Origin of the sequence: Aeromonas sp. Y318-1, assembly GCF_027706125.1 — a bacterium.
GTDB lineage: Bacteria > Pseudomonadota > Gammaproteobacteria > Enterobacterales > Aeromonadaceae > Aeromonas > Aeromonas hydrophila.
This window is the reverse complement of the sequence record NZ_JAPDCM010000003.1, coordinates 158338-184477: the sequence shown is the minus strand read 5'-3', so window position 1 is coordinate 184477 and position 26140 is coordinate 158338. Positions and strand designations below refer to the sequence as shown.

The window sequence follows — 26140 nt, the reverse complement described above, 5'->3', positions numbered from 1 at the left end:
GCGAGTACGCTTGTCCAGGTCGCGAGACAGGATGTCGAGCGAGTGGCGCCGGGCCATGGATGGCCCGTCGGCGCGTGCCGTCGGACATGCGGGTGAGCTGAAGGTACCCGACATAGTCGGGCGAAGAAGCGGGGGAGAAGACCTTTGGTGACTTTGGGTCTTTCCAATAAAGCTGTAAAGCGGGCGATTGCGCTTGATAGTTAATCGACCCTGCGATTCCATGGCAACGCCTAATGATCAAGGATTCTCCAGCAACGTGTAGAGATGACAAAGGGCGCCGAGGCGCCCTTTGTCATTGAGGGGAGCTTGATAGCCCCGACTATCAACCCGTGTTGCGCATACCGGCGGCAATACCGGCGATGGTGACCATCAGCGCCTGATCCAGCTCGGGATGCAGGGTTTCTGGATGGTTGCGCGAGCGGCCCAGCAGTTCGACCTGCAGCACGTTGAGCGGGTCTGTGTAGGGGTTGCGCAGCTTGATGGACTCCTTGATCCAGGGCTGGTCGTCGAGCAAGTCGCCCTGCGGGCGCAGCTCCAGCACCACCTGGATGGAGTCGGCAAGCTCCTGACGCAGCTGTTTGCCGAGGCCCCACAGCTCCTTGGGCACCAGCCGGGTGTCGTAGTACTCGGCCAGCCAGACGTCAGCCTTGAGGAACACCATCTCCAGCATCTCGAGGCGAGTGCGGAAGAAGGGCCACTGGCGGCTCATCTCTTCCAGCACGCCTTTCTGGCCGTCGGCGATGGCCTGCTGCAGCCCCTTGTGGGCGCCGAGCCAGGCCGGCAGCATCAGCCGGTTCTGGGTCCAGGCAAAGATCCAGGGAATGGCGCGCAGGCTCTCGACGCCGCCGTTGGGTTTGCGCTTGGAGGGGCGCGAACCGAGCGGCAGCTTGCCGAGCTCCATCTCCGGGGTGGCAGCGCGGAAGTAGGGCACGAAGTCCGGATGACCGCGCACGATACTGCGGTAGTGATCGCAGGAGACTGACGCCAGCTGCTCCATCACGGCGCGCCAGCACTCCTTGGGCTTGGGTGGCGGCAGCAGGTTCCCTTCCAGCACTGCGCTGGTGTAGAGGTTGAGGCTCTGGATGGCCACCTTGGGCAGGCCGAACTTGAAGCGGATCATCTCGCCCTGTTCAGTCACCCGCAGGCCACCGCGCAGGGATCCCGGCGGTTGTGAGAGGATCGCCTGATGGGCGGGGGCGCCGCCACGGCCGACGGTGCCGCCACGGCCATGGAACAGGGTGAGACGCAGCTTGTTGGCCTCGGCCAGTGCCACCAGGGATTCCATGGCGGCGTACTGGGCCCAGCCGGCGGCCATCATGCCGGCGTCCTTGGCGGAGTCGGAGTAGCCGATCATCACGTACTGACGGCCCTGGATGTAGCCGCGATACCAGTCCACCGACAGCAGGCGCTCCATCACGGCGGTGCCCGCCATCAGGTCTTCCTGGGTCTCGAACAGCGGGGCGACCGGCATGCGGAACTTGCAGCCGGCCTCTTTGAGCAACAGCTGCACTGCCAGCACGTCGGACGGAGCGCCAGCCATGGAGATGATGTAGATGCCGAACGCATCGGGATCGTGCTGGGCGATGACCTTGCAGGTGTCCAGGGTCTCGCGGGTCTCGTCGCTCGGCTCCCAGTCGGTCGGGATGAGCGGGCGGCGGGAGTTGAGTTCGTTCAGCAAGAAGGCTTGCTTGTCGTCCTCGCTCCACTCGGCGTAGTCACCCATGCCGAGGTAGCGGGTCAGCTCGGAGAAGACCTGGCCGTGGCGCTCGCCATCCTGGCGGATGTCCAGCTTGACCAAGTGGATACCGAAGCAGGCCAGCTTGCGCAGCACGTCCAGCAGCATGCCGTCGGCGATGTTGCCCATGCCGCAGGCGTGCAGGGAGTGGTAGCAGAGCTCCAGCGGCTCGCGCAGCTGGGCGGTGGTCTTGACCAGATCCCGGCTCTCGCTCGCCTGGCCCTGCACCTTGGCGGTGAGGAACTCCTGGGTCTCGCGCAGCTGTTCGCGCAGCTCGCGTACCAGGGCGCGGTAAGGCTCGGGGTGATCGCCGACCCGCTCGCGTACGGCGTCGGTGCAGTCGGACATGGAGAGCTCGGAGGTGAGCTCCTTGATGTCCTTGTAGAACAGGCTCACCGCCATCCAGCGGCCCAGCTCCAGCACTTCGGCGGTCACCTTGGCGGTGACGAAGGGGTTGCCGTCGCGATCGCCGCCCATCCAGGAGGTGAACTTGACCGGCGCGGCATCCAGCGGCAGCCGCACACCCAGGTGGTGTTGCAGCCGCTCGTCCAGATTGCGCATGAATTCGGGGATGGCCGGCCACAGGCTGTTTTCCACCACGGCAAAGCCCCACTTGGCCTCGTCTACCGGGGTCGGGCGCTGTTCGCGGATCTCGTTGGTGTGCCAGGCCTGGTTGACCAGCTGTTCGATGCGATTGAGGATCTTGTCCCGCTCGCGGGGCAGCAGATCGGACAGCTCCAGCGCCTCGAGGCAGTCGTTGAGCTGCACGTGCTTGTGGATCAGGGTACGACGGGTCACCTCGGTGGGGTGAGCGGTCAGCACCAGATCGATGTCCAGCTCGCGCACGGCCTGGATGATGGCTTCCTGGGACAGATTGGAGGCTTTCAGCTTGTCGAACATCTGCTCCAGCGGATCCGGGGTGCAGACCTGCTCTTCGCAGCGACGGGAGATGGTGTGGAACTGTTCGGCCACGTTGGCCAGGTTGAGAAACTGGCTGAAGGCGCGGGCCACCGGCAGCAGCTCGTCATCGCTCAGGTTGCGCAGGGTATCGAGCAGACGTTCCCGGTCAGTCTCATTGCCTTTGCGGGAGGATTTGGCCAGCTGGCGAATGGTTTCGATCTTGTCGAGGAAGGCCTGTCCCTGATGATCCTTGATGGACTTGCCCAGCAGTTGACCCAGCATGCCTACGTTGGCGCGTAGTGCGGCGTACTTTTCGTTCATTCCACATCCTTATCTTGTTGGTGCCTGACACCCATCCGGGGTGAGAGACGACCTCACTTATTGTTGTGCGATTACAACATATGCTCCGTCATCTTAGGGTGACAATCTACCCAGATTGTCTGCGCAAGGTCAAATAACAGGCCGATTCAGAACATGTATTTCCATCACCTGTCCCGAGGTGCGATGTCATGTAACTTACTTACATTCCCGTCAATTCAGAGACAGAAACGGCGGATCAGGTGCTGCAATACGCTGGTGGTCGGTTTGACGAACGACAGATCCAGATATTCGTCCGGCTGGTGGGCCTGGGCGATGTGGCCGGGGCCCAGCACTATGGTTTCACAACCGAGCTGCTGGATGAAGGGGGCCTCGGTGCAATAGTTCACGGATTCGGCGGCCCGGCCGCTCGCCCGCTCGGCCTCGCGCACCAGCTCGGAGTCATCGGCGCAGGCGTAGGCGGGGATCGGCTCGTGCAGGTGCTGCAGGTGCAGGCAGCCCGGCTGGTGAATTTCGATGGGGGAGAGCGCTTTTTTGAGCATGCCCATCAGCTCGTCGGGGCCCACCTGCGGGGTGGGGCGCATGTCGATGTGCAGTTCGCAGCAGCCGCAGATGCGGTTCGGGCTGTCGCCCCCCTGGATGTAGCCGAGGTTCAGGGTCGGTTGCGGCACGGCAAATCTGTGGTCGGCGTACTTCTCCTTCAGGCTGTGCTGCAGCTTGAGCACCTGGTCCATGGCCTGGTGCATGATCTCCAGCGCGTTGACGCCGTTGGCGGGATCCGAGCTGTGACCGCTCTTGCCGGTGATGCGGATGGCTTCCGACATGTGCCCCTTGTGGGCCACCACCGGCACCAGCCCGGTCGGCTCGCCGATCACCGCGTAGTCGGGTTTCAGCTCAGCTGCGGCGGCGATGGCACGGGCCCCCGCCATGGTGGTCTCTTCATCGGCAGTGGCCAGGATGCGCAGCGGCTTGTTGAGCGTCTTGAGATCGATCTCCTTGAGCGCCTCGACGATAAAAGCGAAGAAGCCCTTCATGTCGATGGTACCGAGGCCATAGAGGCGGTTGCCCTCTTCGGTCACCTTGAAGGGATCCTTGCGCCAGGCCCCTTCATCAAACGGCACCGTATCGGTGTGGCCCGCCAGCAGCAGCCCCCCTTCACCCTGACCTATCGTCGCCACCAGATTGAACTTGCCCGGCAGATCGGGCAGGGCGGTCACCTCGCACTGAAAGCCGAGCTGACCGAACCAGTCGGCCAGCAGCCGGATCACCGCCTCATTGCTCTGATCCCAGCGGGGATCCGTGCTGCTGATGGACGGAATCGCAATAATATTCTTGTAGAGTGAAAAAAAATCCAGATTGGCCACCTGCTCCTCCTTGCTTCCCCGGAATGTTTCTGTTAGAAAATACAAATGCAAAGTGAGTGCATGAATATTCTGTAAGTTTGCCTGAATACGTGGCTCATCGACAAGGCTTCTAGTTGTAAGGGAAAGTTAATGTTCTGTCACCTGATCTATAACCGACGACACACACCCGCCTGAATTGCCCCTCCGCACTTGTGCATGGGGCATCGAACCCCCTTGTGCACCACAGCACCATGCTGTGAATCTCGAACTCTGACTTGGAATACTCAACATGCTTAACACCGTTATCGTCGGTGCCAGTGGCTACGCGGGAGCCGAGCTGGCCGCCCTGGTCCAGAACCATCCACAACTCAAGCTGTTCGGCCTCTATGTTTCCGCCGGCAGCCAGGACGCCCACAAGCGTTTCTCTTCTCTGCATCCCCAGTGGGTCGGCGCGCTGGATCAGCCGCTGCTGCCGCTGGACGAAGATGGCATGACCCGGATCCTGACCCAGGCCGATCTGGTGCTGCTGGCCACCGCCCACGAGGTGAGCGCCGAGCTTGCACCCAAGTTTCTGGCCAAGGGGCTGCCGGTGTTTGATCTCTCCGGCGCCTTCCGGGTCAGAGATCAGCAGTTCTACGCCTCCTACTACGGCTTCACCCACGAGAGTGAGCAGTGGCTGGATCAGGCCGCCTACGGCCTGGCCGAATGGAATGCCGAAGCGGTCAAGGCGGCCCAGCTGATTGCGGTGCCGGGTTGCTACCCGACCGCCTCCCTGTGCGCCCTCAAGCCGCTGCAGCAGGCAGGACTGATTGCCAAGGGGTGGCAGCCCATCATCAACGCTGTCTCCGGGGTCTCCGGTGCCGGTCGCAAGGCAGCCATCAACACCAGCTTCTGCGAGGTGAGCCTCAACCCCTACGGCACCTTCAATCACAGGCATCAGCCGGAGATCAGCCACCACCTCGGCAAGGAGGTGCTGTTCCAGCCTCACCTTGGCAACTATGTGCGCGGCATTCTGGCCACCATCTATGTGCAACTGGCGGACGGCGTGACGCCGACCCAGGTGGATCAGGCCTACCTCAAGGCCTACGAGGGCAAGCCGCTGGTGCGTCTGACCGGCCAGATGCCCTCCATCCGTGGTGTCGCGGGCACCCCGTACTGCGACCTTGCCTGGCAACAGCAGGGCAACATGCTGGTGGTGGTTTCCGCCATCGACAACCTGCTCAAAGGTGCCGCCTCCCAGGCCATGCAGTGCATAAATATCAAATTTGGATTTGAACCGGCCACCGGCCTGATTTAAGGACTCAAGGAAGGATCGCAACGATGGACAAGCAGACTCTGGTAATCAAGTTGGGCGGCGCACTGATCGAGAACGACGAGGCGCTGACCGCCCTGTTCGCCACCCTCAAGACCTTTCTGGACGAGCAGCACAGACCCCTGGTGCTGGTGCACGGCGGCGGCTGCCTGGTGGATGACCTGCTCAAGGGGCTGGGTCTCACCTCCACCAAGAAGAACGGTCTGCGGGTGACCCCGTTCGAGCAGATCCCCTTCATCGCCGGCGCGCTGGCAGGTACCGCCAACAAGATGATGATGGCCAAGGCCATCGCCACCGACATCCCGGCGGTGGGGCTCTGTCTGGCGGACGGCGGTCTGTGCCTGGTGACCCAGCTCGACCCGGCGCTCGGCGCCGTGGGTGACTGCCAGCCGGGCAACCCGGCGCTGGTGGCGGGGATCCTCGCTCAGGGCTTCCTGCCGGTGGTGAGCTCCATCGGCATCACCGCCCAGGGGCAACTGATGAACGTCAACGCGGATCAGGCGGCCACCGCAATTGCCGAGGCGCTGGGCGCCGATTTGGTGATGCTGTCGGATGTGAGCGGCATCCTGGATGGCAAGGGCAAGCTGGTGCCCCAGCTCGACAAGGTGACGGCGCTGGATCTGATGGAGAAGGGGGTGATCAGCGATGGCATGGCGGTCAAGGTGAAAGCCGCCCTGCATGCTGCCGAGACCCTGGGCAAGCCGGTCTGTGTCGCCAGCTGGCGCTACCCGGATCAGCTGCTCAAGCTGCTGGCTGGCGGCGCGGTCGGCACCCAAGTGGCTATTTGATCTCCACCGGAACAAGGAATATCCGATGCAACATCTTCTGAAAGACAGTGATCTGAACAAAGCCCAGATTGAAGCGCTGATTGCGCTGGGCAAAGCGGTCAAGGCCGATCCGAAAAAGTACGGCCAGGCACTGGCGGGCAAGAGCGTGGTGACCCTGTTTGAGAAACCCTCCCTGCGCACCCGGGTCACCTTCGACATCGGCATCGCCAAGCTGGGCGGCCACAGCGTCTATCTGGATCAGCAGAACGGCGCGTTGGGCAAGCGGGAGTCGGTGAAGGATTTCGCCGCCAACCTGTCGCGCTGGTGTGATGCCATCGTCGCCCGGGTGTTCGATCACCAGACCCTGGTCGAGCTGGCGGAGCATGGCACAGTGCCGGTGGTGAACAGCCTGTGCAACCTCTACCACCCCTGTCAGGGGCTGGCCGACTTTATGACCATTGCCGAACACTACGACGACCTGTCGAAGGTGAAGCTGGCCTACCTCGGTGATGGCAACAACGTCAGCCACTCCCTGCTGCTGCTGGGGGCGACCCTGGGTACCGACGTGACCCTGGTCTGCCCGAAAGGCCACGGCCCGGATACCCAGATCTTCCTGCAGGCGCAGGCGCTGGCGGCCCAGTCCGGTGCGACCATCCACATCAGCGACGACGTGGCGGCCATCGAAGGGTTTGACGTGGCCTACACGGATACCTGGGTCTCCATGGGTGACAACACGCCAATGGAGCAGGTAAAAGATATCTTTATGCCTTATCAGATCAACCAGGCCCTGCTCGACCGCACCGGCATCCAGCACGTGCTGCACTGCCAGCCGGCGCACCGGGAGCTGGAGATCACTTCTCAGGTCATGGACGGGCCTGGCTCCCTCATCATGGACGAGGCAGAAAACCGGATGCATATCCAGAACGCCGTACTGCTGAGCCTGCTTGGGCACAAATAACGGCAACCGACCCCAAATAACACCCTTTTATCGAATCATCATGGAGAGAAGTAAATGAGCGGAATCAACAAGATCGTACTGGCTTACTCGGGCGGACTGGATACCTCGGCCATCATTCCCTGGCTGAAGGAAAACTATGATGCGGAGATCATCGCCTTCGTCGCCGACGTCGGTCAGGAGCGTGACGATCTGGAAGGGATCGAGCAAAAAGCCATCGCCTCCGGCGCCACCAAGTGCATCGTCAAGGATCTGCGGGAAGAGTTCGTCAAAGAGTACGTCTACCCGACCCTGAAGACCGGCGCCGTCTATGAGGGCACCTACCTGCTGGGTACCTCCATGGCCCGTCCGGTGATCGCCAAGGCGATGGTCGAGGCGGCGCTGGCGGAAGGGGCCGATGCCATCTCCCACGGTTGCACCGGCAAGGGCAACGATCAGGTGCGTTTCGAAGGTGCGGTGGCCGCGCTGGCGCCCCAGCTGAAAGTGATTGCCCCCTGGCGTCTGTGGGACATGCGCTCCCGGGAAGATCTGCTGGCCTACCTGGAGACCCGCAACATCCCCTGCAAGGCGACCCTGAAGAAGATCTACAGCCGCGATGCCAACGCCTGGCACATCTCCACCGAGGGTGGCGAGCTGGAGAGCACCTGGAACGAGCCGTCCGAAGCGGTCTGGCAGTGGACCGTGCCCGCCGAGCAGGCACCGGATCAGCCGGAGTACGTCAAGCTGACCGTGGCCCAGGGTGAAGTGGTGGCCGTTGACGACCAGCCGCTCAGCCCGCACCAGATCCTGATGACCCTGAACGAGCGTGCCGGCAAGCACGGCGTGGGCCGCATCGACATCACCGAAAACCGGATGGTGGGCATGAAGTCCCGTGGCTGCTACGAGACCCCGGGTGGTACCGTGATGGTCGCCGCGCTGCGCGCCGTGGAAGAGCTGGTCTTGGATCGCCCGACCCGCGCCTGGCGGGAAAAGCTGGGTGCCGAGTTCTCCCACCTGGTCTATGACGGTCGCTGGTTCACCCCGCTGTGCAAGGCCATTGTCGCCTCTGCCAACGCCATCGCCGAGGAGCTCGATGGTGAAGTGGTGCTGAAGATGTACAAGGGTCAGGTCACTGCGGTGCAGAAGAAGTCGCCGAACAGCCTCTACTCCGAAGACTTCGCCACCTTCGGCGCCGACGAAGTGTACGACCAGAGCCATGCCGAAGGCTTCATCCGTCTCTACACCCTGGCCAGCCGGATCCGCGCCATGAAGGAGCAGCATCAGGCCATCGGTGGCGATCACACCCACGGCTAAGCAAGCGCGATAACCCGTTGATTCCGTTGAGGGGGCATGGCCCCCTCTTCTATAGGTAGAGGGCATGGCCCCTGAGCCATCATCAGCGGGTGTGACAAGAGCGGCAGCGCCCCGGCCGCTTCTGTGAGATAACAGGCTCGCAGAAAAACAGGGCACGATTTCAAGCTCGGTGGCGCGCGCCGCCGACAACGCATTCAAGGAGAGCAGTATGGCACTTTGGGGTGGACGCTTCAGTCAGGGAGCCGATAGCCGGTTCAAGCAGTTCAACGATTCGCTGCGGTTCGATTACCGGCTGGCGGAGCAGGATATTCAGGGCTCCATGGCCTGGGCCAAAGCGCTGGTCAAGGTGGGCGTGTTGACCGAGGGTGAGCAGGCCAAGTTGCAGCAGGCGATGGAAGTGCTGCTCACCTCGGTGCAGCAGGATCCCCAGCAGATCCTGAGTTCGGACGCCGAAGACATTCACTCCTGGGTCGAGAGCCAGCTCATCGCCGCCGTCGGCGATCTCGGCAAGAAGCTGCACACCGGCCGCTCGCGCAACGATCAGGTCGCCACCGACCTGAAACTCTGGTGCAAGGCGCAGGGCGAGCTGCTGCTCGGTTCCATCACCGCCCTGCAACAGGGGCTGGTGGCCTCTGCTCGCGCCAATCAGGCCGCGGTACTGCCGGGTTACACCCACCTGCAGCGGGCCCAACCGGTTACCTACGCCCACTGGGCACTGGCTTATGTGGAGATGCTGGAGCGGGATTACTCCCGGCTGCAGGATGCCCTCAAGCGCCTCGACACCAGCCCGCTCGGCTGCGGCGCGCTGGCGGGCACCGCCTACGCCATCGACCGCGAAGCCTTGGCGCTCGATATGGGCTTTGCCGGCGCCACCCGCAACAGCCTAGATTCAGTCTCCGATCGGGACCACGTGGTGGAGCTGATGCACGTGGCGTCCCTCTCCATGACCCACCTGTCGCGCTTTGCCGAGGATCTCATCTTCTACAACACCGGCGAGGCTGGGTTTGTCGAGCTCTCCGATGCGGTCACTTCCGGCTCGTCGCTGATGCCGCAGAAGAAGAACCCGGATGCGCTGGAGCTGATCCGTGGCAAGACCGGCCGGGTGGTCGGCGCCCAGATGGGCATGCTGATGAGCCTGAAGGCGCTGCCGCTGGCCTACAACAAGGACATGCAGGAAGACAAGGAAGGGCTGTTCGATGCCCTCGACACCTGGCACGATTGCCTCGACATGGCGGCCCTGGTGCTGATCGATCTGAAGGTGAATGGCGAGCGCACCATGGCGGCGGCCCAGGGCGGCTACGCCAACGCCACCGAGCTGGCGGACTATCTGGTGGCCAAGGGGATTCCGTTCCGTGAGGCGCACCATATCGTCGGTGAAACCGTGGTCTACGCGATCCAGGTGAAGAAGCCGCTGGAGGAGCTGACCATCGGCGAATTCCAGCGCTTCAGCCCGGTGATCGAGTTCGACGTCTACCCCAATCTGGAGCTGGAAGCGACCCTGGCCAAGCGGGTCGCCAAAGGCGGCGTCGCCCGCGAGCAGATCGACGGCGCACTGGTCGCCGCCGAAGCCTGGCTGGCCAAGCGCGGCTGATTGCCGCATTGGGTGAAACGAAGAGGGCCCAGGGCCCTCTTTTTTATGTCTATGCCATCGCCTGCGACTCCCGATTGCGCAAGAATGGGCTTCTGCATGGACGCCAATGCCTCGCTCAAGGAGCCCTTATGTATCAACCACCCCATTTCGCCGTTACCGACTTCGAGACCCTGCACCAGCTGATCCGGGCCTATCCGCTGGGGGCCCTGATCACCCATGGTGAAGGGGGACTGGATGCCAACCATCTGCCGTTCGAGTTGGATGCTGGAGAAGGGGAACATGGCGTCCTGCGTGCCCACGTTGCTCGCAACAACCCGCTCTGGCAGGAGGTGAAAGACGGCGATGACGTGCTGGTGATCTTCAGGGCTGCCGACGGCTATATCTCCCCCAGCTGGTATCCGAGCAAGCATGAACATCACCAGCAGGTGCCGACCTGGAACTACAGCGTGGTGCATGCTCACGGTCGCATCCTGATCCGCGACGATGCCCGCTTCGTGCGCCGGCTGCTGGCAAATCTGACTCGTCACCATGAGGCCGGAGAGCCGACCCCATGGAAGATGGCGGATGCGCCGCGAGACTATCTCGAGACCATGGTGCAGGCGGTTGTCGGCATCGAAATCGAGATAACCGGGCTGGTCGGCAAGTTCAAACTGGGTCAGAACAAGGAGGCGGCGGATCGCCTGGGAGCGGCCAATACCTTGCAGGATCGCGGGCAGACCGCGTTGGCTGAGGCGATGCTGAGTCCACCTTCCTCACTACCCTAGCGTGGCAGCATGGGATCCGGCCCGACAAAAACGGCAACCTTCAGGTTGCCGTTTTTCATGGTTCCACTCCTGCTCACGCACTGGCATTGAGCAGCTTGCCGACTCCTTCCCCCTTGCCGTTGGGCAGGGTCTGCTTGAAGGCGTAGAGCAGCTGATCGAGATTGAGGTCGCTGTTGCCAAGGGAGCCCTTGAGGGTGTCGAGCTCGCTCTGCAGTGCGTCGAGGCGGGTGCTCTGGGTGCCGTCGGCCAGCTGGGTGCGGGCGGCGTCGATGGCCTGGGGCAGGGACTGGCCCGAGTACTCCTGGCCCAGGGTCTGCATCAGCGCCCCCATGAAGTGGTTGATGGCGGGGCGGTTCTGCTCGCTGTTGGCATCCTTGACTCCCAGCCGCTGGAACAGGCTCTGCACCGTGGGGGCGAGCCGATCTTCCTGCACGGGAGTCTCGGCCTTGGCCTGTGGCGTACCATCGCCGAGCAGCTTGCTGCCGAGCTTGAGGGCAAGGGAGGCGAGGGGAAGCAGGGTGCTGATGGCGATCATGATGTCACTCTCCGTACGACTGATGTCATGACGGAGCAGGGAATGGGCCAGCTTGGCGAAAATTCAGCCTGAAAATGACAGGGGACTGATCCTGCTGTGAATTTAGTTTTTGCCTGGCAGGAGGCGGGTGAGCGTGGGAGGGGGCGGCGGCAAACCCTTGCAGCCCGGGGGCTGGCCGGTTTGCCGCCCGGCTTGCCGGATCAGAGCTCCTTGAACGGGCGGCGCTTCTCCTCCTCGATGACGATGGCCTCCAGATTGGCGATGCGCTCCTGCAGCTGGTTGATGAGCACGTCCTGTTTGCCGAGGCGGTCGGTGATGCGAATATCCCCCAGCTGGTAACGGGCCCGCTTGCTGAGAAAGCCGAACAGTGCGCTGATGAAGACGATCAGCACGATACCGGTCCACATGGTCATGAGTGACTCCTTGCCGATGAACAAACGAGAAAACAGCCTGATTGCCTTCTGTTGTCTCATACCCGATTGCCGGCTGCAATGGCCGGCAATCGGGCACTGCGACCCGCGTCAGATCGTCTGCCAGAGCGGACGGCCGAGCCAGAGTCCCCACAGGGTGAGGTGCAGCAGCACGATGAACCAGAACACCCGGCGGTAGCTCCCCTTCTGGGTCTTGTGGCGCAACCAGTGGCGGGCCACCAGGGCGCCTGGCCAGCCACCGAACAGCTCCAGCAGGTGGAGCCGGGATTCGGGGATGCGCCAGCCGCCGCGAATGGCCTGGCGCTTGTCGTGGGCGTAGGCCAGCATCGTCAGCAGGCTCATGGTGGTGACGATGGCGAGCGGCCACCAGTTGGCGTCGGCCAGGCCGAGCCAGGTGGTCCACAGCAGGGGAAGCAGGGCGAGCCAGATCACAGGGCCAGCTCCCAGCCACGGGGGGCGTCCGGGCTCAGGCTGCGGATCACGCGCGCCGGGTTGCCCACCGCCACCGAGTCGGCCGGGATGTCGCGGGTGACCACGGCGCCGGCACCTATGATGGAGCGCGGCCCTATGGTGACGCCGGGACAGATGATGGCGCCGCCGCCAATCCAGCAGTCATCGCCGATCCGCACCGGCTTGTTGTAGGCGGTCCAGTTGCGTCGCTCCAGATAGTCCATGGTATGGGTGGCGGTGTAGATCTGCACGTTGGGGGCCAGCAGCACATGGCTGCCGATGTGCACCTCGCCCACGTCGAGAATGGTGATGTTGAAGTTGAAGAAGGTCTTCTCGCCGATGTGGATGTTGCGGCCGAATTCGCAGGTGAAGGGAGTGCTGATCCAGCAGGAGTCGGGGCAGTGGCCGAACAGCTCGCCGCACAGGCGCTGGCGCAGGGCTTCGTCACCGGCCGGGGAGGCGTTGAGTTGTGCCAGCAGCGCCTGACCGCGGATCCGGTCGTTCGCTATCTCCTCGCTCTGGCTGTCCAGGGCGCCGCCCGCCAGTACCTTGTCCCAATCGCTTGCCATGCTACAGCTCCTCTCATGTGCCAAGAGGAGCCAGTATACGCGAGCACTCTGGCGGCGTCAGGCTGTCACTTGCTGCAAGCTCAGGCGCCGGGCCAGATCAGCGGCAGGATCAGCAGGGCCGAGACGAAGTAGGGCAGCAGCACCCGCAGCCCCAGCCGGCGACCGCCGATCCCCAGGGCCAGCAGCCCCTTCACCAGCGAGTTGACCAGCCCCGCCAGCAGGATGCCGCGGGCCGCCACCTCCAGCGCCAGCTCCTTGTGGGAGAGCTGGGAGAGCGACAGGGTGATGGCGTCCACATCGGTGATGCCGGAGACCAGCGACAGCAGGTAGACCCCGGAGTTGCCCACCTTGCTCTGCAGCAGGGTGGCCATGAAGCCGATCAGCGCCAGCAGCAGGCCGAACTTGATGGCAGTGGCCAGATCGAGCGGGTTGCTGGTCTGGGGCTGCACCGGGCCGTCGGTCAGCTCCTCGCGCTGGCGCCAGAACCAGAAGGCGAAGCCGTAGACGGTGGCTGCCAGCAGCAGCAGGGGCGCTGCGAGACGCATCGCCAGTTCGCTGTGAATGAGCAGCACCAGCACCAGCAGCCGCAGCCACATGGTGGCCCCCGCCAGCAGGATGCCGGTGGCCAGCAGCCGCTCCAGCCCGCCCTGCTCCTTGTTGAGGCGGGCAAACTGCAGGGTGAGGGCGGTGGAGGAGGCGAGCCCCGCCAGTATGCTGGTGAGCACCAGCCCGGCGCGGGTGCCGAGCAGGCGCACCGCGAAGTGGCCGCAGAACGAGATACCGGCGATCACCACCACCATCAGCCAGATCTTGAAGGGGTTGAAGGCGTCGAGCGGTCCCATCTCCTCGTTGGGCAGCACCGGCAACAGCACCAGCGAGATGAGCAGAAAGCGCAGGGTAGCGTGAAATTCGGTCTCGCTCAGAAACAGCATCCCCTGCTGGATCTTGCCCTTGAGCCCCATCAGCAGGGCCGCCAGCACGGCGCAGGCCACCGCCTCGCTCGGGCTCAGCAGCACCGACATCAGCCCCAGCAGATAGGTGAGCAGCATGGCCACCGAGCTGGTGAGGCCGAACTCCCCCTGCCAGCGCTGGGCTAGCCAGACCGAGAGGCCGCAGCCCGTCACCACCGCCAGCAGACCGAGCAGCGGCAGCCAGGGGCCCAGGGTGGGCAGCAGCAGGGCGCAGACCCCGCCGAGCAGGCCGATGAGGCCATAGGTGCGCATCCCGGCGATGCGCTGGTTGTCCCCCAGCTGGCGCACCTGCCAGCCCCGCTCCAGACCGATGATGAGGCCGATGGCCAGCGACACCAGGGCGCCATTGACGGGTTCTGCATTGATCCACATAACGACTTCCTTTTCGTCATCTGCCTGCCTTGTTTCCATGATGGCACAGCCGGCACCGGGCCAGCGCGGCCTGGCTCACAGAGTGCGCGAATGACGCCTGTGGCCTCCTGATATGAGCAAATGAGATAAGCAAAGCGTTATTTCTTGGTTCTCGGCATAACAAGCCCACGGCATGCTGCATTCAACCCAACGAGATATGGAGTATCCCCATGAAACTGCGAATGACCGCCCTGACCCTGCTCTCCCTGCTGGCCCTCGGTCAGGCCAATGCCGCCGAGATCCGTTTGCTCAACGTCTCCTACGATCCGACCCGCGAACTGTTCCAGGAGTACAACGGCGCCTTCGCCAAGGAGTGGAAGGCGAAGACCGGTGACGACGTGGTGGTCAGCCAGTCCCATGGCGGCTCCGGCAAGCAGGCGCGCGCCGTGGTGGACGGACTGGAGGCGGACGTGGTGTCGCTGGCGCTGGCCTACGACGTCGATGCCGTGGCCAAGCAGGGGCTGATTGCCGCCGACTGGCAGAGCCGGCTGGCCAACAATGCGGCGCCCTACACCTCCACCATCGTGTTCCTGGTGCGCAAGGACAATCCCAAGCAGATCAAGGACTGGGATGATCTGGTGCGCAAGGACGTGGCCATCGTCACCCCCAACCCCAAGACCTCCGGCGGGGCGCGCTGGAACTACCTGGCTGCCTGGGGCTATGCCCTGAAGAAGAGCGGCAGCGAGGAGGGGGCCAAGCAGTTCGTCGGCGATCTCTACAAGAACGTGAAGGTGCTGGACTCCGGCGCCCGCGGTGCCACCACCAGCTTCATTGAGCGCGGCCTCGGCGACGTGCTGCTGGCCTGGGAGAACGAAGCCCTGCTGGTGCTGGGTCAGCCCGGCAATAGCGACAAGTTCGAGCTGGTGGTGCCGTCGGTCTCCATCCTGGCCGAGCCGCCGGTGGCGGTGGTGGACAAGGTGGCCAAGAAGCACGGCACCGAGGCGGTGGCCAAGGCTTACCTCGACTACCTCTACTCCGACGAGGGGCAGCGCATCATCGCCAAATATCACTATCGCCCCAGCAACCCTGCGATCCTGAAGGAGACCGCGGCCCAGTTCCCGCAACTGGCGCTGTTCACCGTCAAGGATCTGGAAGGGGATTGGGACAAGGCGCAGAAGAAGCACTTCGCCCAGGGCGCCCTGTTTGACCAGATCTACCAGCCGGGTCGCTAAGCGGCCGGTTATCGCCAACTTATCTGGCCCCTGTGCCAGCTGATAGGAGCACCAAGATGAACAAGATCCTCCTGGTTCCCGGTCTGCACAACAGTGGGCCGGATCACTGGCAGAGCCGCTGGCACCAATACTTCCCCCACTGGCAGCGGATGGTGGGGTTGCCGTGGGATCGGCCTGACCTCACGGTCTGGAGCGCCAAGCTGGCGAGCAAGCTGCGCAGCCGGCGCGGCCGGGCCCACCTGGTGGCCCACTCCTTCGGCGCGCTGGCGGCCATCACGGCGGCGCGCCAGCAGCCCGACAAGGTGGCCTCGCTGTTCATCGTGGCCCCGGCGGATCCGGCCCGCTTCGGCTTGCCAGACGAGCTGCTGGCAGGGTCGCTCAAGGTGTCGGCCCAGCTGGTGGCCAGCCGCAACGATCCCTGGATGAGTTTTGAGCGGGCCGAGTACTGGAGCCGCCAGTGGCAGGTGCCGCTGTTCGACGCCGGCGAGGTGGGCCACATCAATGCCCAGTCCGGCCACGGTGAGTGGAACCAGGGGCTCAACCTGCTCGGCACCCTCTATCGGCGGGCCGAGATGGTGGTGGAGCCGACGCCGGCGGTGTGGGAGCGGCGGGCGGCCTTGAGTTTTCGCTGAGCGGTGAGCGTTGATCACACAGGTTTGGAACAGAGAAGGAGGGCAGGCACCCGACACCACGACAGTCTGATTTGGATAGCTTGGTACATTGCACGACGCTCCATTTTTAGGTCTTTTATTTATATAAAAGACCTTTTTTTCATTTTATGGCTCTAAAAGCCTTGTCCGCCGCTGTTAGACAAAAAAGTGCTTAGCAAAGGCGTTATTGGTGTTTGTTGCCCCAAACAGGAATGCGCAGAATCGCTGTATCTAATGTTTTTCATAACAAACGGATGCGTTATGCGATTTGGTTCTTACTCCGTGCTGCCGGGCTTCGGCCCGACCCTCGGCTTCAGCCTGCTCTATCTGGGCGTGCTGGTGCTGCTGCCGCTCTCGGCGCTGGTGCTGTTCGCGGTGAACAATCTGACCCTGGCCGAGTTCTGGCAGGTGATAGGTTCGCCGCGGGTGCTCGCCTCCTTTCGTCTGAGCTTCGGGGCCGCCCTGGTGGCGGCGCTGCTCAACGCCCTGTTCGGCCTGATCCTGGCCTGGGTGCTGGTGCGCTATACCTTCCCTGGCCGTCGACTGGTGGATGCCCTGATCGACCTGCCGTTCGCCATGCCCACCGCCGTCTCCGGCATCGCCCTGTGCGCCATCTTCGCCCCGAACGGCTGGATCGGGCAGTGGGTCGCCCCGTTTGGCATCGAGCTCGCCTACAACCCCATCGGGGTGGTGATCGCGCTCACCTTCATCGGGCTGCCGTTCGTGGTGCGCACCCTGCAGCCGGTGCTGCGGGAAGCCGAGACCGAGCAGGAGGAGGCCGCCGCCAGCCTGGGCGCCGACCGCTGGCAGACCTTCATCCGGGTGCTGTGGCCGACCCTGGTGCCGGCCCTGCTGACCGGCTTTGCCCTGGCCTTCGCGCGGGCGGTGGGGGAGTACGGCTCCGTCATCTTCATCGCCGGCAACCTGCCGATGGTGTCGGAGATTGCGCCACTGATGATCATGAGCCACCTGGAGGAGTACGACTACGCCGGCGCCTCCGCCATCGCCGTGGTCATGCTGCTGATCTCTTTCATTTTGTTACTGCTTATCAACAAGTTGCAGGCCTGGAGCTGGGCCCGTATCGGAGGGAGCCGGATATGAACGCATCCAACGCAAGCCTGGCGCTGGCAACGGGCGAGGCGGCGCCGACCACCTCGGTGCGCCAGCCCCCCGTCATCCGCGAGCCGGTCTGGGTCAAGTGGCTGCTGATCACGGTTGGCCTCGGCTGGTTTGCCGCCCTGCTGCTGCTGCCGCTGGCCACCGTCTTCATCCAGGCGCTGAGCCCTGGCTTGGCCTTCTTCTGGCACGCCATCAGCGAGCCGGACGCCCTCAGTGCCCTCGGCCTCACCGCCCTGGTGACCCTCTGCTCGGTGCCCCTCAACCTGCTGTTCGGGGTTGCCGCGGCCTGGGCCATCGCCCGCTTCCGCTTCCCGGGCCGGCAGCTGCTCATCACCATCATCGATCTGCCGTTCTCCGTGTCGCCGGTGATCGCGGGGCTGATGTTCGTGCTGATGTTCGGCAGCCGCGGCTGGTTCGGCGAATGGCTGAGCGAGCACGACATCAAGGTGATCTTCGCCACCCCCGGCATCATCCTGGCCACCACCTTCATCACGGTGCCCTTCGTGGTGCGCGAGCTGCTGCCCCAGATGGAGGCGCGCGGCCCGGAAGAGGAAGAGGCGGCCATCATGCTGGGGGCGAGCGGCCTGCAGATGTTCTGGCGGGTCACCCTGCCCGGCATTCGCTGGAGCCTGATGTACGGCCTGCTGCTCTGTACCGCCCGGGCGGTAGGGGAGTTCGGCGCCGTGTCAGTAGTTTCCGGCCATATTCGCGGCCAGACCAACACCCTGCCGCTGCATATCGAGATCCTCTACAACGAGTACCAGACCGGCGCCGCCTTCGCGGTAGCCAGCCTGTTGGCCCTGTTCGGGATCTTCACCCTGCTGGGGGAAACCCTGCTGGCCCGGCTGCGTGCCCAGCCCACTTACTCTCACTGATCACCGAATTCAAGAGGCTGCCATGAGCATTCAGGTACAAGGACTCAACAAGCATTTCAACCAGTACGCGGCGCTGGCCGACATCAACCTCGACTTTCACGACGGTGAGCTGGTGGCGCTGCTCGGCCCCTCCGGCTGTGGCAAGACCACTTTGCTGCGGATCATCGCCGGGCTGGAGCAGGCCGACAGCGGCAGCGTCATCATCCGCGGCGAGGATGCCTCGGATCTGCACGTGCGCGAGCGCAACGTCGGCTTCGTGTTCCAGCACTACGCCCTGTTTCGCCACATGACGGTGTTCGAGAACGTGGCGTTTGGCCTTAGGGTCAAGCCGCGCAGCGAGCGACCGGCCGAGGCGGCGATCCGCGCCCGGGTCAAGGAGCTGCTGGATCTGGTGCAGCTCAGCCACGTGGCCGCGCGCTACCCGACCCAGCTCTCCGGCGGTCAGCGTCAGCGGGTCGCGCTGGCCCGCGCGCTGGCGGTGCAGCCCAAGGTGCTGCTGCTGGACGAGCCGTTCGGCGCCCTCGATGCCCAGGTGCGCAAGGAGCTGCGCCGCTGGCTGCGGGAGCTGCACGACGAGCTGCACGTCACCAGCCTGTTTGTCACCCACGATCAGGAGGAGGCGCTGGAGGTGGCGGATCGGGTGGTGCTGATGAACGCCGGCAAGGTCGAGCAGATCGGCACCCCGGCCGAGGTCTACGACCAGCCCGCCAGCTCCTTCGTGCACAGCTTCCTCGGCAGCGTGAACCTGTTTCGCGGCCGGGTGGCCGGGCAGGGGCTCGGCATCGGCGAGCAGCTGCTGGGCGGACCCATCAGCTCCCAGCTGGCGGAGGGCAGCGCGGCCGTCGCCTATGTGCGTCCCCACGAGCTGGAGATACTGCCGGCGGATGCGCCGGGCGGCATCAGCGCCACCATCACCCGCCTGCTGCCCATGGGGCCACGCATCCGGGTGGAACTGCGTGGTAATGGGGATACAAACGGTGCACACTTCGAAGCCGAGCTGAGCAAGGAGGCGGCCCGTGCCTTCAGCCCGGGCCAGGGGGTGCGGCTGGTGGCCAAACAGGCCCAGCTCTACCCGGATTACCAGATTTGAGGGGCAGGCCCCTGGCGGGCCGCGTGACCATGGCGGGGTCTGCCCGCCTGGGGTACAACAGGGTCAGTATGGCGCTCAGAGTTCAGGCTCGGGCGGCCAGACAAGATAACAACAAGGCGGCGGGGAAGGCCCCGACCGGCCGGTCAGCGCAGGAGGCGATGACGTGAATTTTCAGCAGTTGCGAATTATCCGGGAGGCGGCACGGCGGGATTACAACCTGACCGAGGTGGCCAATGCCCTGTTTACCTCCCAGTCCGGGGTCAGCCGCCATATCCGCGAGCTGGAAGAGGAGCTGGGGATCGAGTTGTTCATCCGCTACGGCAAGCGGCTGCTCGGCATGACCGAGCCGGGCAAGGAGCTGCTGGTGATCGCCGAGCGCATCCTCAACGACGCCAACAACATCCGCAAGCTGGCCAGCACCTTCGCCAACCGCGAGTCGGGCCGGCTGCTGGTGGCGACCACCCATACCCAGGCCCGCTATGCCCTGCCACGAGTGGTGAAGGCGTTTCGCGAGCAGTTCCCGCTGGTGCAGCTGGAACTGCGCCAGGGCAGCCCGGAGGAGATAGTGCGGCTGGTGCAGACCGGCGAGGTGGACATCGGCATCAGCAGCGAGCAGCTCGACAAGAGCGAAGGGGTGGTGGCGTTTCCCTACTACCGCTGGCACCACAACATAGTGGTGCCGGAGCAGCATTCGCTCACCGCCGAGCGGGAGCTGACTTTGGCGGCGCTGGCCCACTGGCCCATCATCACCTATCAGGCCGGCCTGACCGGGCGGGCGCGGGTGGACGAGGCGTTTGCCGAGGCCGGCATCGCCCCGCAGATCCTGTTGACCGCGCAGGACTCCGACGTCATCAAGACCTATGTCGAGCTGGAGATGGGGGTGGGCATACTGGCGGACATGGCGTTCGACACCCAGCGCGACAAGGGGCTGGTGCAGCTGGACGGCAGCCGGCTGTTCGCGCCCCACACCGCCTGGATCGGTCTCAAGCAGGGGCAGTTCCAGCACAACTTCGCCTGGCAGTTCATCCAGCTCTGCAACCCGGAGCTGGCGCTGGCAGACATTCAGGCCCGTGCCATGGGCAGCGAGGCGGCCATCGATTTCCAGATCTGAGGTGGTGCATCAGAGAAAACGGGGAGCCAGTGGCTCCCCGTTTTGTTGATGGTGTCATGCTGTGCCTGCGGCTCAGTTCACCTGGATCCAGGCATCCTGCCAATTGGTGCCTACCCCGGGTTCATACTGGGTGGCACTGGCTGACCACTGGCTGCACCAGCCGCGATAGGGGAAAGGTTTGCACTGGTAGACCTTGCCGTTCTTGGGCTGCAGCACCTTGGTGCCGTCGGTGTAGGACTTGAGCCCGTCCGGGAAGGTGAACTGGTAGTCACCACCGGCGGCCGGATCCTTGAGCATCAGATCCAGGGTCTGCTGCACCGCATCGCCACCGGCCTTGGGTTTGCCCTCGATCACCAGCTGGTGGTGACCGGCGCTGAGCCCGGTCAGCGGCATGGTGAAGCTGTGAGTGCTGTCCTTGATGTCGGCGCTGGTCTGCCCCTTGGCGGCCCCACCGTGATCATACAGGGTGTTGGTGACGGTCAGATCGCCCTCGGCGGCCACGGTAAAGTTGAGGGTGAGTTTGCCCTCGTCGAGCAGGTAGTCGCTCTCCAGGCCGCTCACGCTGACGCCGTTGCTCACCGGCGGCTGCTGTTGCTCGAGCTGGATCTCGACCCGCTCCAGTGCGCTGCCCGCCTTGAAGTAGACCGGGTTCTGGCCGTAGACGGGGTTGAACTGGCCTTCGCCGCTCTGCTGGCCGGCGCGGATCTGGCTCTGCTCTGCATTGATCTTGCTCGCCAGGGCGTGGGTCCAGTTGTTCTTCTGGCCCTGCTCCGGGTTGGCGATGGTCAGCTCGGTCTGCAGATCGGGGCGCACGCCGTTGGCGTCGAACACCAGGGTTCTGGCCTTGTCGCCGACCGCCAGCTCGGTGGAAGGATAGATGGTGCCGCCTTGGCTCCAGGTCAGCGGCGGCTGGGTGCCGCCCTTGAAGTTGGCGTCGATCACGTTATAGAAGCTGTTGCTGGTGTCTCCCACTTCCCACACCCCCAGGATCAGCTGATAGCCGGTGCGCTGGGGCAGGTTGCACTGGTGGGTGACCTGCTTGGGCGGCTGGGTCATGTTGCCGTCCACCACGCAGAAGGGGGTGAGCTCGAAGGCGGCGCGTGTCAGCGGCTGGTTCGGGTTCCAGTCCTGCTTGGTGAGGTAGTAGCGCCAGTTGCGGGTGACGTGGTTGGCGGTGAAGGTCCAGCTGATGGCGAAGGGGCCGGCCTGCACCTCGCGGCGGGTCCAGCGGTCGCTGGTCTGGGCGTTCAGCTCGCGCCAGCTGGCACTGCCGGCCGAGGCGATCTGGCCATCGGGCGGACCGGCCTGCGGGAAGCCGGAGGGACCTTCCACGCTCTGGGGCTCCCATTGCACCGCGCCGCACTGGCTGTTGCCGCCGGTCTTGCACAGGTAGTTGCGTGATTCCGGCTGGCTGATGTAGCCGTGGGCGAGCACGCTGCCACTGACCAGCAGGGCCAGGGTCGCAGCGACGTGATTGAGTTGGATTTTTGCTGCCATACATTCCTCTGTTCGACAGATGTGGGCAGTCAAGTTGGCAGGGGGAGTTCCCCGAAGCACGATGTGGCAACCCCGCTATCCTGGACGACATGTCTTTAGACCGGAGGCTTTGCGTCCTGGCCTTTCAACCAGTTTGCCAAATGACTACATAAAGGGTCATGGTGTCGCGTTTGGCGACAACCCATCATGGCTATTTTTGATTAAATAATTAAGTGTAAATCTTTACAGCTTGACCTCATCGGAGTAGAGCAAACACTTAACTGTTTGTTTTTAAATGGTGGTTAACTGAACGTCGCCGCATCAATGTCGTCGAACAGGTCGACAAGATGCAAAAAATCCACATTTTTCATCAATGAAGCACGCCCCCGTCAGCCGGGCTGACGGGGGCGTGCGCTGCGACAGGGCAGGACGGATCAGTGGCGAACGCGGGGGCGTTCGGCCGGGCGTACCTGCCGATGCAGAGGGGCGAGGCGCTGCTCCAGCTGCTGGTCGATGGCGCTGCCGAGTTTGAATACCGCCAGCCGCTCGTCCAGGCTGCGCGAAAGTCCGGCCAGCAGCTCGCTCTCCTGGGCCAGCTGGGAAGCAGACTGGGACATCTCCAGCGCCGAGTCGTTGATGCCGCTGACGTTGCGGTTCATGTCCTCGGCCACCATGCTCTGCTGCTCCGCCGCGGTTGCTATCTGGGTCGCCATGTCGCTGACGTGCTGGATATGGTTGACGATGAGGGAGAGGTCCTGGCCCGCCTTCTCCGACTGGCTGACGCTGCTCTCCGCCAGCTTGCGGCTGGCGTCCATGGCGCTGGCGGCGGTCACCGCCCGCTGTTGCAACTGGCCGATGGTGCTCTGGATCTCCTCGGTGGACTGGCGGGTGCGGCTGGCCAGTTGGCGTACCTCGTCGGCCACCACGGCAAACCCGCGGCCCTGCTCGCCGGCGCGGGCCGCCTCGATGGCGGCGTTGAGGGCCAGCAGGTTGGTCTGCTCCGAGATGGCGCTGATGACCGCCGTCACCTCGCTTATCTGCATCACCCCCTCCTTGAGCTGGTTGACCTGCAGGGTGGCCTGTTCCACCTCGGTGGCCAGCGCCTGGATGCCGTGCACGCTGGCGTGCACGTCACGGTTGCCGAGGCCGGCTTCGCTGGTGGCGTCCTGGGTGTCGCGGGCGGTGTTCTCGGCGTGACCCGCCACGTCGGAGATGGTGGCGCTCATCTCGTTCATGGCGGTGGCGAGCTGGGCCAGCTGATCCCGCTGGCTGTTGACCGCCTGGTTGGTCTGCTCGGCGGAGGCGGCGATGCGCAGGGCGGCATCCGCCACGTTGCGGGCTCCCTGGCTCGCCTCCAGCAGGGCGCGGCGAATGGCATCGAGTCCCTGGTTGGTGCAGCTGGCGACGGCGCCCAGCTCATCCTTGCCGTGTACCGGGATGCTCACTACCAGATCGCCGGCGGCCACCTGTTGCATGGCCCGGTTGATCTCGGCCAGCGGATTGACGATGGAGCGGCTGATGGCAAAGCCCAGCAGCCCCATCAGCAGGGTCACCAGCAAGGTAGCGCCCCCCATCAGCTGATACTGGGACCAGATGGTGGCCTGGATGTCCTGCAGCAACACGCCGGAGCCGAGGATCCAGCCCCAGGGCTGATAACCGGCCACCAGCGACATCTTCTGGGCCGCCTCGCCGGAGGGGGAGATCCACTTGTATTCCAGCCGGCCGCTGTGGCCCCCCTTGCCGAGATCCACCATCTGCTGCCAGTGGACGCCGGCGGTGGCGGTGCCGCTCTCGCCCATCTGCTGGCCGACCAGCTCGGGCCTGACGGGGTGCACCACCATCCGGCGGTTCTCGTCCAGCACGAACAGGTAGTTGTCGCCGTCAAAGCGCATGCTGTTGAGCATGGCCTTGGCTTCGGCCTGGGCCTGGGGGGCGGGCAGGGTGGCCGCCAGCGTCTGGAGCCGGCTCATGGCCAGATCCAGCACGGCCTGCAGCCTGGCTTCCCGTTCACTCATCAGGTTGCGATGCAGGGCACTGGCCGAGATGAGCAGCAGTGCGATGAAACCGATCAGCGCCAGTGAGAGCAACAGCATCAATTTGCGGCTCACGGCAATATCACCGAGCTTGAACATAGTCTCTTCCTTAACTTTCCCGTGCGGGTCTGGTGGTGGCCAGTCCGTTGGCTGGCCCTGATTATTTTGTTATTAACATTTAATTAACTTTCAATGGCTTGGGCCCATAAAGCGCCAATTGAGCAATTTGACAATCAGTATAGCCAGCAGACAGAAACCCTCGCTTTTGATAGCGTGATGGCGCGCATCCCGGCGCACTATTTGTCCGCTCAATTTGCAGAAAATGTGAATGAGTTGGCATTTCACCAAAAAGGAGTGGGCGCCCTCGCGGCCGCCCCATAACAAGAGGGAAGTTATGAGTTCCATTGCCAGGAATTATCTCAACCAGCTCAACGCCGACTACCTGCAGGTACACAGGCGCAAGGAGGATCTGTTCTGGTCCACCTACATGGGCACCAGCGACGATCAGGCCGGCTTCACCGCCGCCGAGCAGGCCTACAAGGCGTTCTGCGCCGATCCGGCGCGCCTGCCGGTGTTGCGGCAGATGCAGGCCCAGGCCGAGGAGACCGAGCTCAAGCGCGGTCTGGGGGGCTGGATCGCCTTCTTCGAGTGCAACGTCATCGAGGATCCTCAGGCCGCCGCCCTGATGGACGAGCTGGTGGCCGCCGAGGCGGCGCTGTTTGCCCGCCGCCGGGAGCTGAAGCTGACCTTGCTGGACGAGCAGGGCCGGCAGGTGGCCGGCAGCCTGCCCGCCGCCAGCACGGCGCTGGCCGCCAGCAGCGACGAGGCGGTGCGCCAAAGTGCGCTCGCCATGTTCCACACCCTGGAGCAGTGGGTGGTCGACAACGGCTATCTGGCCATCGTCGCGCTGCGCAACCGCTTCGCCCGCGCCATGGGTTATCGCGACTACTTCGACTATAAGGTGCACAAGAACGAGCAGATGAGCCCGGCGCAGCTGTTCGCCATCCTCGATGACTTCATCGCCGGCACCGAGCAGCGGCTGCATCAGAGCCTGGCCGAGCTGAAAGCGGCTAAGGGGGAGGCGGCCCTGCTGCCCCACAACCTGCGCTACAGCGTGAGTGGCGACGTGACCCGCCAGCTCGACCCTTACGTACCCTTCTCGCGGGCGCTGCAGGATTGGGTCGAGAGCTTCCGCCGTCTCGGTATCCAGTACCGCGGTGCCACCCTCACCCTGGATCTGCTGACCCGGGAGGGGAAATACGAGAACGGCTTCTGCCACGGCCCGGTGCCGAGCTTCTGGCAGGAGGGGGAGTGGGTGCCGGCGGTGGTCAATTTCACCAGCCTGGCCGACCCGGCCCAGGTGGGCAGCGGCTGGAGCGGGCTCAACACCCTGTTCCACGAGGGCGGCCACGCGGCGCACTTTGCCAATGTCACGGGCAACGCCCCCTGCTTCTCCCAGGAGTTCCCGCCCACCTCCATGGCCTACGCCGAGACCCAATCGATGTTCTGCGACAGCCTGCTGGACGATGCGGACTGGCTCAAGCGCTACGCCAGAAACGCGGCGGGGGAGCCGATCCCCGATGCGCTCATCAAAGCGATGATCGAGGCGCGCCAGCCGTTTCGCGCCTTCAATGAGCGCCAGATCGCGCTGGTGGCCTACTTCGAGCGGGATCTCTACGCCATGGCCGAGGCCGAACGCACCCCGGCCGCAGTGCTGGCGCTGGCCCGCCGCTGGGAGCGCCAAATCCTGGGGGTGGAGAGTCCGCGTCCGCTGCTGGCCATCCCGCACCTGCTCAACCAGGAGTCGGCCTGTGCCTATCACGGCTACCTGCTGGCGCTGATGGCGGTGGAGCAGACCCGCGCCTACTTCCTCAAACGCGACGGCTACCTCACCGACAACCCGCGCATCGGGCCGGATCTGGCCGCCCACTACTGGGGTCCGGGCAACGGCATGACCCATGACGAGACGCTGCAGAGCCTGACCGGCAAGGGCTTCAGCGCGGGGCCGCTGGCCCGGGCCTGCAACCAGAGCGTGGCCGAGGCGTGGCAGCAGGCAGAAGCCTGCATGGCGGTGGCCCGCCAGCGTCCGCCGGTCGGCGAGGGTGAGCCGCTCAATGCCCGCATCCGGGTGGTTCACGGCGACCAGCTTATCGCCGACAATAGCGGTTCCGAAGCGGCCATGCTGGCCGATTTCGAGCGCTGGATCCGCGACCACTACCAGGAGGCGGTCACCAGCCACTGAGGCGCAAGCCGGTGAACATGCGTTATG

At 64.1% G+C, this 26140-nt stretch carries 22 protein-coding genes and 1 riboswitch; of the genes, 13 read left to right on the top strand and 9 right to left on the bottom strand.

Annotation, left to right across the window (positions count from 1 at the left end):
- Positions 1-322 precede the first annotated feature (322 nt).
- Both ppc and argE read right to left on the bottom strand, forming a co-directional pair.
- Positions 323-2956 carry a phosphoenolpyruvate carboxylase gene (gene ppc / locus OKB87_RS05685; protein ID WP_270826756.1) on the bottom strand — a complete coding sequence of 878 codons (2634 nt, stop codon included), beginning with the start codon at positions 2954-2956 and terminating at the stop codon, positions 323-325.
- A gap of 215 nt (positions 2957-3171) precedes the next feature.
- Complete coding sequence (gene argE / locus OKB87_RS05680) at positions 3172-4317, bottom strand: acetylornithine deacetylase (protein ID WP_270826755.1); 1146 nt, start codon at positions 4315-4317, stop codon at positions 3172-3174.
- 268 nt (positions 4318-4585) lie between these two features.
- Between argE and argC the strand changes: the two genes are divergently transcribed.
- The 6 genes from argC (at position 4586) to OKB87_RS05650 (ending at position 10978) form a co-directional block, all read left to right on the top strand.
- On the top strand, positions 4586-5593 hold the full coding sequence (gene argC, locus OKB87_RS05675; RefSeq protein WP_024942337.1) for an N-acetyl-gamma-glutamyl-phosphate reductase: 1008 nt from the start codon (positions 4586-4588) through the stop codon (positions 5591-5593).
- A 23-nt stretch (positions 5594-5616) separates the two neighbouring features.
- Positions 5617-6396, top strand: coding sequence for an acetylglutamate kinase (gene argB, locus OKB87_RS05670; protein WP_270826753.1), 780 nt, complete (start codon positions 5617-5619; stop codon positions 6394-6396).
- 25 nt (positions 6397-6421) lie between these two features.
- Positions 6422-7333: an ornithine carbamoyltransferase gene (locus tag OKB87_RS05665; protein WP_270826752.1), complete on the top strand. Its 912-nt coding sequence runs from the start codon at positions 6422-6424 to the stop codon at positions 7331-7333.
- A 54-nt stretch (positions 7334-7387) separates the two neighbouring features.
- Positions 7388-8623, top strand: coding sequence for an argininosuccinate synthase (locus tag OKB87_RS05660; RefSeq protein ID WP_029301910.1), 1236 nt, complete (start codon positions 7388-7390; stop codon positions 8621-8623).
- Positions 8624-8831: 208 nt separating this feature from the next.
- A complete protein-coding gene (argH, locus tag OKB87_RS05655) occupies positions 8832-10214 on the top strand; it encodes an argininosuccinate lyase (protein WP_139707141.1) in 1383 nt (460 codons plus the stop codon).
- A 128-nt stretch (positions 10215-10342) separates the two neighbouring features.
- Entirely contained in the window at positions 10343-10978 is a 636-nt protein-coding gene (locus tag OKB87_RS05650) for an FMN-binding negative transcriptional regulator (RefSeq protein ID WP_270826750.1), read from the top strand.
- A 73-nt stretch (positions 10979-11051) separates the two neighbouring features.
- Here OKB87_RS05650 and OKB87_RS05645 read toward each other — a convergent pair whose 3' ends face one another.
- From OKB87_RS05645 to OKB87_RS05625, 5 genes are all read right to left on the bottom strand, one after another.
- A complete protein-coding gene (locus OKB87_RS05645; RefSeq protein WP_270826749.1) occupies positions 11052-11513 on the bottom strand; it encodes a hypothetical protein in 462 nt (153 codons plus the stop codon).
- A 200-nt stretch (positions 11514-11713) separates the two neighbouring features.
- Positions 11714-11926 carry a hypothetical protein gene (locus tag OKB87_RS05640; protein WP_016349365.1) on the bottom strand — a complete coding sequence of 71 codons (213 nt, stop codon included), beginning with the start codon at positions 11924-11926 and terminating at the stop codon, positions 11714-11716.
- Between the two features lie 108 nt (positions 11927-12034).
- Complete coding sequence (locus tag OKB87_RS05635; protein WP_257689201.1) at positions 12035-12376, bottom strand: DUF1294 domain-containing protein; 342 nt, start codon at positions 12374-12376, stop codon at positions 12035-12037.
- Positions 12373-12963 carry a sugar O-acetyltransferase gene (locus OKB87_RS05630; protein WP_016349367.1) on the bottom strand — a complete coding sequence of 197 codons (591 nt, stop codon included), beginning with the start codon at positions 12961-12963 and terminating at the stop codon, positions 12373-12375. The genes OKB87_RS05635 and OKB87_RS05630 overlap by 4 nt, the downstream gene beginning before the upstream one ends.
- Before the next feature lie 80 nt (positions 12964-13043).
- Positions 13044-14306, bottom strand: coding sequence for an MgtC/SapB family protein (locus OKB87_RS05625; protein ID WP_016349368.1), 1263 nt, complete (start codon positions 14304-14306; stop codon positions 13044-13046).
- Between the two features lie 209 nt (positions 14307-14515).
- On the opposite strand from OKB87_RS05625, the gene OKB87_RS05620 reads away from it, so the two are divergent.
- The 6 genes from OKB87_RS05620 to cbl all read left to right on the top strand — a co-directional run bounded on the left by OKB87_RS05620 (position 14516) and on the right by cbl (position 20362).
- Entirely contained in the window at positions 14516-15517 is a 1002-nt protein-coding gene (locus tag OKB87_RS05620; RefSeq protein ID WP_029304545.1) for a sulfate ABC transporter substrate-binding protein, read from the top strand.
- A 56-nt stretch (positions 15518-15573) separates the two neighbouring features.
- Entirely contained in the window at positions 15574-16149 is a 576-nt protein-coding gene (locus OKB87_RS05615) for an RBBP9/YdeN family alpha/beta hydrolase (protein WP_011704572.1), read from the top strand.
- A gap of 279 nt (positions 16150-16428) precedes the next feature.
- Entirely contained in the window at positions 16429-17268 is an 840-nt protein-coding gene (gene cysT, locus OKB87_RS05610; RefSeq protein ID WP_005308571.1) for a sulfate ABC transporter permease subunit CysT, read from the top strand.
- A complete protein-coding gene (gene cysW, locus OKB87_RS05605; RefSeq protein WP_270826747.1) occupies positions 17265-18161 on the top strand; it encodes a sulfate ABC transporter permease subunit CysW in 897 nt (298 codons plus the stop codon). The genes cysT and cysW overlap by 4 nt, the downstream gene beginning before the upstream one ends.
- A gap of 22 nt (positions 18162-18183) precedes the next feature.
- Positions 18184-19251 (top strand): sulfate/molybdate ABC transporter ATP-binding protein, encoded by a 1068-nt coding sequence (locus tag OKB87_RS05600; protein WP_011704575.1) that lies wholly within the window; start codon positions 18184-18186, stop codon positions 19249-19251.
- A 163-nt stretch (positions 19252-19414) separates the two neighbouring features.
- Positions 19415-20362 carry an HTH-type transcriptional regulator Cbl gene (gene cbl / locus OKB87_RS05595; RefSeq protein ID WP_270826746.1) on the top strand — a complete coding sequence of 316 codons (948 nt, stop codon included), beginning with the start codon at positions 19415-19417 and terminating at the stop codon, positions 20360-20362.
- 72 nt (positions 20363-20434) lie between these two features.
- On the opposite strand, the gene gbpA is transcribed toward cbl, so the two are convergent.
- Both gbpA and OKB87_RS05585 read right to left on the bottom strand, forming a co-directional pair.
- Positions 20435-21859, bottom strand: coding sequence for an N-acetylglucosamine-binding protein GbpA (gene gbpA, locus OKB87_RS05590; RefSeq protein WP_270826745.1), 1425 nt, complete (start codon positions 21857-21859; stop codon positions 20435-20437).
- 62 nt (positions 21860-21921) lie between these two features.
- A riboswitch (cyclic di-GMP riboswitch) is annotated at positions 21922-22007 on the bottom strand.
- A 265-nt stretch (positions 22008-22272) separates the two neighbouring features.
- Positions 22273-23970: a methyl-accepting chemotaxis protein gene (locus OKB87_RS05585; RefSeq protein ID WP_270826744.1), complete on the bottom strand. Its 1698-nt coding sequence runs from the start codon at positions 23968-23970 to the stop codon at positions 22273-22275.
- A gap of 295 nt (positions 23971-24265) precedes the next feature.
- Here OKB87_RS05585 and OKB87_RS05580 point away from each other — a divergent pair, with 295 nt between their 5' ends.
- Positions 24266-26113 carry a M3 family metallopeptidase gene (locus OKB87_RS05580; protein ID WP_270826743.1) on the top strand — a complete coding sequence of 616 codons (1848 nt, stop codon included), beginning with the start codon at positions 24266-24268 and terminating at the stop codon, positions 26111-26113.
- Positions 26114-26140 lie beyond the last annotated feature (27 nt).

Coding starts and splice junctions, on each gene's coding strand:
- ppc (WP_270826756.1), bottom strand. CDS start 2,956: ATGAACGAAAAGTACGCCGCACTACGCGCCAACGTAGGCATGCTGGGT.
- argC (WP_024942337.1), top strand. CDS start 4,586: ATGCTTAACACCGTTATCGTCGGTGCCAGTGGCTACGCGGGAGCCGAG.
- argB (WP_270826753.1), top strand. CDS start 5,617: ATGGACAAGCAGACTCTGGTAATCAAGTTGGGCGGCGCACTGATCGAG.
- OKB87_RS05665 (WP_270826752.1), top strand. CDS start 6,422: ATGCAACATCTTCTGAAAGACAGTGATCTGAACAAAGCCCAGATTGAA.
- OKB87_RS05660 (WP_029301910.1), top strand. CDS start 7,388: ATGAGCGGAATCAACAAGATCGTACTGGCTTACTCGGGCGGACTGGAT.
- argH (WP_139707141.1), top strand. CDS start 8,832: ATGGCACTTTGGGGTGGACGCTTCAGTCAGGGAGCCGATAGCCGGTTC.
- OKB87_RS05650 (WP_270826750.1), top strand. CDS start 10,343: ATGTATCAACCACCCCATTTCGCCGTTACCGACTTCGAGACCCTGCAC.
- OKB87_RS05645 (WP_270826749.1), bottom strand. CDS start 11,513: ATGATCGCCATCAGCACCCTGCTTCCCCTCGCCTCCCTTGCCCTCAAG.
- OKB87_RS05640 (WP_016349365.1), bottom strand. CDS start 11,926: ATGACCATGTGGACCGGTATCGTGCTGATCGTCTTCATCAGCGCACTG.
- OKB87_RS05630 (WP_016349367.1), bottom strand. CDS start 12,963: ATGGCAAGCGATTGGGACAAGGTACTGGCGGGCGGCGCCCTGGACAGC.
- OKB87_RS05625 (WP_016349368.1), bottom strand. CDS start 14,306: ATGTGGATCAATGCAGAACCCGTCAATGGCGCCCTGGTGTCGCTGGCC.
- OKB87_RS05620 (WP_029304545.1), top strand. CDS start 14,516: ATGAAACTGCGAATGACCGCCCTGACCCTGCTCTCCCTGCTGGCCCTC.
- OKB87_RS05615 (WP_011704572.1), top strand. CDS start 15,574: ATGAACAAGATCCTCCTGGTTCCCGGTCTGCACAACAGTGGGCCGGAT.
- cysT (WP_005308571.1), top strand. CDS start 16,429: ATGCGATTTGGTTCTTACTCCGTGCTGCCGGGCTTCGGCCCGACCCTC.
- cysW (WP_270826747.1), top strand. CDS start 17,265: ATGAACGCATCCAACGCAAGCCTGGCGCTGGCAACGGGCGAGGCGGCG.
- OKB87_RS05600 (WP_011704575.1), top strand. CDS start 18,184: ATGAGCATTCAGGTACAAGGACTCAACAAGCATTTCAACCAGTACGCG.
- gbpA (WP_270826745.1), bottom strand. CDS start 21,859: ATGGCAGCAAAAATCCAACTCAATCACGTCGCTGCGACCCTGGCCCTG.
- OKB87_RS05585 (WP_270826744.1), bottom strand. CDS start 23,970: ATGTTCAAGCTCGGTGATATTGCCGTGAGCCGCAAATTGATGCTGTTG.
- OKB87_RS05580 (WP_270826743.1), top strand. CDS start 24,266: ATGAGTTCCATTGCCAGGAATTATCTCAACCAGCTCAACGCCGACTAC.